This is a genomic window from Rubellimicrobium aerolatum (assembly GCF_017872975.1).
Taxonomy (GTDB): Bacteria; Pseudomonadota; Alphaproteobacteria; order Rhodobacterales; family Rhodobacteraceae; genus Rubellimicrobium; species Rubellimicrobium aerolatum.
The window spans coordinates 1-7,651 of the sequence record NZ_JAGGJP010000038.1; the positions used below are offsets into that span (position 1 = coordinate 1).

6 protein-coding genes are annotated in these 7,651 nt (G+C 72.4%); 4 read left to right on the plus strand and 2 right to left on the minus strand.

The window, feature by feature from the left end; all coding sequences use genetic code 11:
- Positions 1–77: 77 nt before the first annotated feature.
- Together J2Z33_RS17765 and J2Z33_RS17770 are read right to left on the minus strand one after the other, a co-directional pair.
- The gene (locus J2Z33_RS17765; RefSeq protein ID WP_377110483.1) at positions 78–875 is read right to left on the minus strand and encodes an IS66 family transposase; all 798 of its coding nucleotides are present in this window, start codon (positions 873–875) and stop codon (positions 78–80) included.
- A gap of 289 nt (positions 876–1,164) precedes the next feature.
- Complete coding sequence (locus tag J2Z33_RS17770; RefSeq protein WP_209843553.1) at positions 1,165–2,517, minus strand: MFS transporter; 1,353 nt, start codon at positions 2,515–2,517, stop codon at positions 1,165–1,167.
- 121 nt (positions 2,518–2,638) lie between these two features.
- Between J2Z33_RS17770 and J2Z33_RS17775 the strand changes: the two genes are divergently transcribed.
- From J2Z33_RS17775 to J2Z33_RS18790, 4 genes are all read left to right on the plus strand, one after another.
- Positions 2,639–3,082: a MarR family winged helix-turn-helix transcriptional regulator gene (locus tag J2Z33_RS17775; RefSeq protein WP_209843555.1), complete on the plus strand. Its 444-nt coding sequence runs from the start codon at positions 2,639–2,641 to the stop codon at positions 3,080–3,082.
- An 84-nt stretch (positions 3,083–3,166) separates the two neighbouring features.
- Positions 3,167–4,306, plus strand: a complete 1,140-nt coding sequence (locus J2Z33_RS17780) for an aminotransferase class V-fold PLP-dependent enzyme (RefSeq protein ID WP_209843557.1) — start codon at positions 3,167–3,169, stop codon at positions 4,304–4,306.
- A gap of 34 nt (positions 4,307–4,340) precedes the next feature.
- A complete protein-coding gene (scpC, locus tag J2Z33_RS17785; RefSeq protein WP_209843559.1) occupies positions 4,341–5,852 on the plus strand; it encodes a succinyl-CoA:acetate CoA-transferase ScpC in 1,512 nt (503 codons plus the stop codon).
- Between the two features lie 561 nt (positions 5,853–6,413).
- Positions 6,414–7,651 (plus strand): HAMP domain-containing protein (locus J2Z33_RS18790; RefSeq protein ID WP_209843561.1); only part of this gene is annotated, 1,238 nt, incomplete at its 3' end.

The window sequence follows — 7,651 nt, forward strand, 5'->3', positions numbered from 1 at the left end:
GTGCCACCCCAGACCCCGATAGTGTCCATCATCCACAAGCGGACACTATCCCTCGGCATCTCCGACCGTCAGAGCAGCTAGACCAGACGCTTACGGAGATGGCCGGCGACGAGACGTTCCAGGACCTCCGTGAGGTAAGCGTGAGGATGGATGTCGTTGAGCCGACAAGTGCCGACGAGGGAGGCCAGGATGGCCCAGTGCTCCCCGCCGCGATCTGATCCGGCGAAGAGCGCGTTGCGGCGGTTGAGGGCGATCGGGCGGATGGCGCGCTCGACGGGGTTGGCGTCGGGCTCGAGATGGCCGTCCTCGAGGAAGAGGGCGAGGCCGTCCCAGAGCTTCAGGTTGGAACGGATCGCTTCGGCGAGGCGGGACTTGGCGGACAGTCGCGCGAGCTGCGCCTCTAGCCAAGGGCGCAGTTCCTCGAGGATCGGCCTGGTCCTCTCCTGCCGACCGGCGCGGCGGCTGTCGGGCGACTGCCCGCGGAGCTCGGCCTCGACGGCGTAGATGGCGGCGATGCGCCGGAGCGCCTCCTCGGCGATCTTCCCGGTCGCCATCGTCTCGAACTCCGGGGCGGCGATCCGACGCGGGATGTGCGCCCCGCCCTCCACCTTCTGCCGCTCCATGCTCGCGCGACAGGGCTTGATTGGCTGGATCCAGGGCTGGCTCGGGGAGCGCCACGTCGCGGTCGGGCCGCGTGGCGCATCTCTGGCCCACCGCCGGCTCCTCGATGGGGCTGTCCCTCGCCGGGCCCCCCGGTCCCCCGCCCCGCCCGTCGCGGCGCGACCGTGCGCGGCGGCGAGGCCGACTTCGGGCTTTGGCCTGCCCGACCGTTCCCATCCGGCGCTCCGCATCCGGATGACCGCGACGCAGAACATTCACCTGGCGCCCAAGATCGCCGGGAGGAATCGGGCGGAGATCGACGGAGAGGCGCGCCGCGCGGCGGAGATCCTGTCCGCGACCCCCATCGGCTCGAACGCAAGCCAGGGCGAGCGCGTGGCGATGGGCCGCGCCGTCGGGCGCGGATCCCAGGGCCGCCCTCTCCGACGAGCCCCTCTCGACCTCGCCGCCAGGTTCCGCGTGCAGAGCCGACATCGCGGCGGCGGCCGAGGCGCGCCCTGACGCGACCGGGAGGGCGCGCCCGCGGGGCGGACGCACCCGTAGCCGTCAGGCCTCGATGTCCACGTCCCGCGTCTCGCGCCCGACCAGCAGGGCGAGCAGCGTGATCCCCGCCATCGCCGACAGGTAGACGCCGACCCAGAAGGGGCTGCCCCCGCCGATCCGCCACAGCGCCACGGCGATGAACGGCGCCACCGCCGCCCCCAGGATCGAGGACACGTTGTAGGCGATCCCCGACCCCGTGTAGCGCACGTTCGCCGGGAACAGCTCGGGCAGCAGCGCCCCCATCGGCCCGAAGGTCATCCCCATCAGGCTGAAGCCCAGGATCAGCCAGGCCATCACGCCCACGGTCCCCGCCGACAGCATCGGCACCCAGAGGAGGCCGAAGGCCATGATGCCCAGCGTGACCGCGATCAGCGTCCGGCGACGGCCCCAGCGGTCGGCCCAGGGACCCGACAGCATGGTGAAGACACCGAAGAACACCACGCCGAGGATCATCATCAGCACGAAGGTCGTGTAGTCGTAGCCCAGGCCCGGCACGTCCCCCGTCGGCGCCGCGCGCCCAAAGCTCAGCGAGAAGGTCGTCATCAGGTAGAACAGCACGTAGGTCGCCAGCATGTAGAAGGTGCCCAGCACGATCTCGCGGCCGTGCGCCCGCACCGCCGCCGCCAGCGGCAGCCGCCGGACCTGGCCCGTCCGGACCGTCCGCTCGAAGGCCGGGCTTTCCACGAGGCTCAGCCGCACCCAGAGGCCGACCACGACCATCACGACCGAGAACAGGAACGGGATGCGCCAGCCCCAGTCGAGGAAGGCCGTCGAGGGCCGCGACGGATCGTCCGACGGCAGCAGCGCCGCGATCAGCAGGAACAGCCCGTTCGCCAGGATGAAGCCCAAGGGCGCGCCGAGCTGCGGGAAGGTGCCGTAGACCGCCCGCTTGCCCGCCGGCGCGTTCTCGGTCGCCACCAGCGCCGCGCCGCTCCATTCCCCGCCCAGGGCAAAGCCCTGCGCCAGCCGCAGCATGACCAGAAGGGCAGGGGCGAGCCAGCCGGCGGTGGGGTAGGTGGGCAGGAGCCCGATCAGGAAGGTGGCGATCCCCATGGTGAGGAGAGCCCCCACCAGCGTCGCCTTGCGCCCGCGCTTGTCGCCCAGGTGCCCGAACACGATGGCGCCCAGCGGCCGCGCCACCATGGCCGCGCCGAACACGGCGAAGGAGGCCAGCAGCGCCGTCGTCTCGTTCCCCGCCGGGAAGAACAGGTGCGGGAAGACCAGCACCGCCGCCGTCGCATAGACGTAGAAGTCGTAGAACTCGATCGTGGTGCCGATCAGGCTGGCGAGGAGAACGCGCGAGCGCGGGTTGGCGGGTGCGGCCGCGACGGGCGGAGACGAAGCCAGGCTGGGCATGGGGGACTCTCCTGGAAGGACGGGGATGGAAACCGCGACGGCCAGGGGCCGCCCGCCGGAACGCGGTTGCGGTAGCAGCGAAAGGTTTGTATTGCAATACAAAGCAATTCGGCGGCACCCCATGCACGATGCGCCCCCGGGCGATCTCTTCGGCTTCCGCCTTTCGGTCCTCGCCCGGCAATGGCGGCGGGCGGTCGAGAGGCACCTCGCCCGCGCCGGCCTGACCGACGCGAGCTGGGCCCCCCTCATCCACCTGCACGAGGCCGGCGACGGCATCGCCCAGAAGGAGCTGGCCGCCCGCGTCGGCACCGACGACTCGAGCCTCGTGCGCCTGCTCGACATCCTGGAGGGCCGCGCCCTCATCGAGCGGCGCATCGACGACCGCGACCGCCGCGCCCGCCTGATCCACCTCACCCCCGCCGGCCGCGAGGAGGTCGCGCGCCTCCGCCGCCTGCTCGCCCAGGCCGAGGCCGATCTGCTGGCCGACGTCAGCGACGCCGAGGTCGCGACGATGCTCGCCGCCTTCGACCGCATCGCCGCCCGGCTGCGCGGGACCGAGCCGTGACGCCCCGCCGGCCTCCCCGCGCCCGGGCCCCGGCCTAGCTCTCGCTGGCCCCGAAGAACTGGCCCCGAAGAAGGAGATGACCCCATGGACGACGCCCTCCCCCGCCCGACGCCGGTGGACCCCGACGGCCTGATGGAGTTCTCGGTCGTCTTCACCGACCGCTCGCTCAACCATATGTCCCAGGCCTTCCAGGGCGTCATGCGCGACCTGTCCTCGACCCTGCGCGAGGTCTACGGCGCCGACGCGGTCGCGGTCGTGCCGGGCGGCGGCACCTGCGCCATGGAGGCCGTCGCCCGCCAGTTCGGCGGCAACGCCCACGCGCTGATCCTCCGCAACGGCTGGTTCTCCTACCGCTGGACCCAGATCTTCGAGGCGGGCGGCTTCGCAGGCAAGACCACCGTCCTCAAGGCCCGCCCCCAGGGCAACGCCGCGCCCGCGCCCTACGCCCCCGCGCCCATCGAGGACGTCGTGGCCGCCATCCGCGAGGCCCGCCCCGACGCCGTGTTCGCCCCCCACGTGGAGACCTCGGCCGGGATCATTCTCCCCGACGACTACATCCGCGCGCTCGCCCAGGCCACCCGCGAGGTCGGCGCGCTCCTGGTGCTCGACGGCGTGGCCTCGGGCTGCGTCTGGGTGGACATGAAGGCGACCGGCGTGGACGTGCTGATCTCCGCCCCCCAGAAGGGCTGGTCCTCCACGCCCGCCGCCGGCCTCGTGATGATGTCCGACCGTGCCCGGGCCCGGCTCGACTCCACGACTTCCAGCAGCTTCGCGCTCGACCTGAAGACGTGGACCGCGATCATGGCCGCCTACGAATCCGGCGGCCACGCCTACCACGCCACGCTCCCCACCGACTCGCTGCGCCAGCTCCGCGACGCCATGGCCGAGACGCGCGCCTTCGGCTGGGACCGCGCCCGCGCCGCGCAATGGGAGCTGGGCCGCGCCGTCCGAGCCTGTCTCGCCGACAAGGGCCTCCGCTCCGTCGCCGCCCCCGGCTGGGAGGCCCCGAGCGTCGTCGTCGCCTACACTGACGACCCCGAGATCCAGTCCGGCCGCCGCTTCGCCGCCCAAGGGATGCAGATCGCCGCCGGCGTCCCCCTCCAGGTGGACGAGCCCGAGGGCTTCCGCACCTTCCGCGTCGGCCTCTTCGGCCTCGACAAGCTCAGGGATGTCGCCGGCACGGTCGCCCGCTTCCGCGCCGTCGCCGACCGCGTCCTGCCCTGAACCTCCCGCCCGAATCCTCCCAAAGGACGACCCCATGACGACCCGCATCGCCCATGCCGACCTCCGCTCCCGGATCATGACGGCCGAGGAGGCCGCCGCGCTGATCGGCGCCGGGACCACGGTGGGCCTGAGCGGCTTCACCGGCTCGGGCTATCCCAAGGCGGTGCCCCTCGCGCTCGCCGCCCGGATCGAGGCCGAGCACGCCGCCGGCCACCCCTTCCGCGTCCGGGTCTGGACCGGCGCCTCGACGGGGCCCGAGCTCGACGGCGCCCTCGCCCGCGCCGACGGCATCGAGTTCCGCCTCCCCTACAACTCCGACCCCATCGCCCGCGAGAAGATCAACCGCGGCGAGATGGACTACTTCGACATGCACCTGAGCCAGGTCGCCCCCATGGCCTGGCAGGGCTTCCTCGGCCCGCTCGACACCGCCGTGATCGAGGTCACCGGCATCCGCGCGGACGGCTCGCTCATCCCCTCCTCCTCCGTGGGCAACAACAAGACCTGGCTCGACCGCGCCAGCCAGGTGATCCTCGAGGTCAACCGCTGGCAGAACCCGGCGCTCGAAGGGATGCACGACATCTACTACGGCACCCGCCTGCCGCCCCATCGCGTGCCGATCCCGCTCACCCGTGCCGACGACCGCATCGGAGAGCCTTATCTCCGCTGCGACCCCGACAGGATCGTGGCGATCGTGGAGACCGACTCCCCCGACCGCAACCTCCCCTTCACCCCGCCCGACGACACGGCGCGGGCCATCGCCGGCCACCTGCTCGAATTCCTCCGCCACGAGGTCGCCAAGGGCCGCCTTCCCGCCTCGCTCCTCCCCATCCAGTCCGGCGTGGGCAACATCGCCAACGCCGTGCTGACCGGCCTGATCGACAGCCCCTTCGACGGCATGACCGCCTACACCGAGGTCATCCAGGACGGGATGCTCGACCTCCTTGACGCGGGCAAGCTCCGCATGGCCTCGGCCACCGCCTTTTCGCTCTCGCCCGACGCGGCGGCGCGGCTCAACGCCGACATGGCCCGCTACCGCGACCGCATGATCCTGCGCCCGCAGGAGATCTCGAACCACCCCGAGCTGATCCGCCGCCTGGGCTGCCTCGCCATGAACGGGATGATCGAGGCCGACCTCTACGGCAACGTCAACTCCACGCACATCATGGGCTCGCGCATCCAGAACGGCATCGGCGGCTCGGGCGACTTCGCCCGCAACGCCTACGTCTCGATCTTCATGACGCCCTCCACCGCCAAGGGCGGGCGCATCTCCTCCATCGTGCCCCAAGCCTCGCATGTGGACCACATCGCCCAGGACGTGCAGGTGATCGTGACCGAGCAGGGCCTCGCCGACCTGCGCGGCCTGTCGCCCAAGCAGCGCGCCCGCGCCATCATCGACAACTGCGCCCATCCCGACTACCGCCCGATGCTCGCCGACTACTTCGCGCGCGCCCGCGCCGGCTCCTACGGCCAGCAGTCGCCGTCGCTCCTCACCGAATCCCTGAGCTGGCACCAGCGCTTCATCGAGACGGGGACGATGAGGGCCTAGGCGGAAGACCCGTCCGGGCCCGGGCCACGACGACCGGGACGACCGGGACGACCGGGACGACCGCGAGGCCGCAGGGATCGTCGCGGGCGATGCGGCCTCGGAACCGGGGCCGGGGCCGGGGCCGGGGCCGGCGCCCTGGGCGCCCGATCGCGATCCGGGCCTTGCCGACCGGGGAGGAGGCGGAGCCTGGGCCGGCCCGTGTCTCGGGATCGCCCCGGTCAGGACCGGGGCCGCGAGGGCCCCGTCGCCCTGGCCCGGCCGGCGCTCACGACCCTCAACCACGGCCTGCGCCACGCCGGGAACCGGCACCCGGCCCCCCACGACAGGCGGCAGCGACGAACCCGCGCGCCGCGCCAGCCTCCCGGCCCGCCCCCGCGACGGCGATGCGGTCCGCCTGCGGCGCGGCGGCCACAGGCGGACGTTCCGCGCGACCGGGGGCACGGAGACGGGGGCCCGTTAGGCTCCGGTTAAGGCGTGGCTGGTAGACAGGAGGGGAATCGTGGGCGGCCTCCATCCCGTCCGATGCCACCCTAGTCGCCGCCCCATGCAGAAGGCCGTCCCATGTCCGATCTGACCAACAGCTTCCTGAACCGGCATCTGTCCGGTGTCCGGCTCGGGACCTCGCTCCGGGCGGCCTCGCTCCTGCTGCTGGCGACCGTGTCCGTCGGCGCGCTGATCCTCAGCTATGGCATGGCCCGCGTCCGCATCGGCGGCCCCATCCACACCGACATGGTCCAGGCCCGCAACCTCCTGATCGAGGCGGCGCCCCCCTCCCTCTATCTCATCGAGCCCGTGGCGGAGATCCTCGAATTCGACAGCATGCGCCGCCCCGCCGAGGTGACTCAGCAGATCCAGCAGATCCGCTCGCTCCGCCGCGACTTCGACGCGCGCATCCGCTACTGGACCGAATCGACCCTCCCCGAGGATCTCCGCGCCGCTGTCCAGGCCTTGGCGAACGGCGCCGCCGCCGACCTCTGGGCCGAGATCGAGACCACCTACCTCCCGCTCGTGGAGCCCCGGCCCGGCCTGGACATCGAGGCCGCCCGGCTCCAGACCCAGGACGCCCGCCACGCCTCCGAGCGCCGCATCGAGGAGCTCTTCGCCGAGCATCGCAAGGAAGCGCTGGCCCTCGACGGCAAGGTCCAGTCCGTGCTGAGCGAGGCCGTCATCCTGGCCGAGAACGAAACCTACAAGTACAAGGTCGCGTCCTGGGTCATCGTCGCGGTCTCCCTGACCCTCCTGCTCGCGATGATGCGGGCGGGCTCGGTCGTCGTCGCCGGCCCCATCCAGGCCCTTACCGACGCGACCAACCGCCTCGCCGCCCGCGATTACGACGCCCACATCCCCTTCATGGGCTGGCAGAACGAGATGGGGCAGCTCGCCACCTCGCTGACCACGCTGCGCGACGCCGCCCGCAACGCCCAGTCGCTCGAGGCCGACGCCATCGAGCGCAACCGCCTCGCCCTCGCCGAGGCCGAGAAGCTCGCCGAGGAGCAGGCCACCGCCGCCGCCGCCTTCAGCCAGACGCTGGGCCGCTTCCTCGACGGCGACCTGACCGCGCGGGTCGAGGCGGACGTCTCGGGCGCCTACGCCGCCATCAAGCGCGACCTGAACGCCGGGCTGGAGCGGGTCCGCGTCCTGCTGGCCGGCGTGCGGGCCGGGGTTGGCGACATCCTCGGCAGCTCCGCCGAGATCGCCACCGCCGCCGAGGATCTGTCCCGTCGGACGGAGACGCAGGCGGCGAACCTGGAGGAGACGGCGGCGGCGGTGGAGCAGATCACGGCGACGGTTCGGGCGGC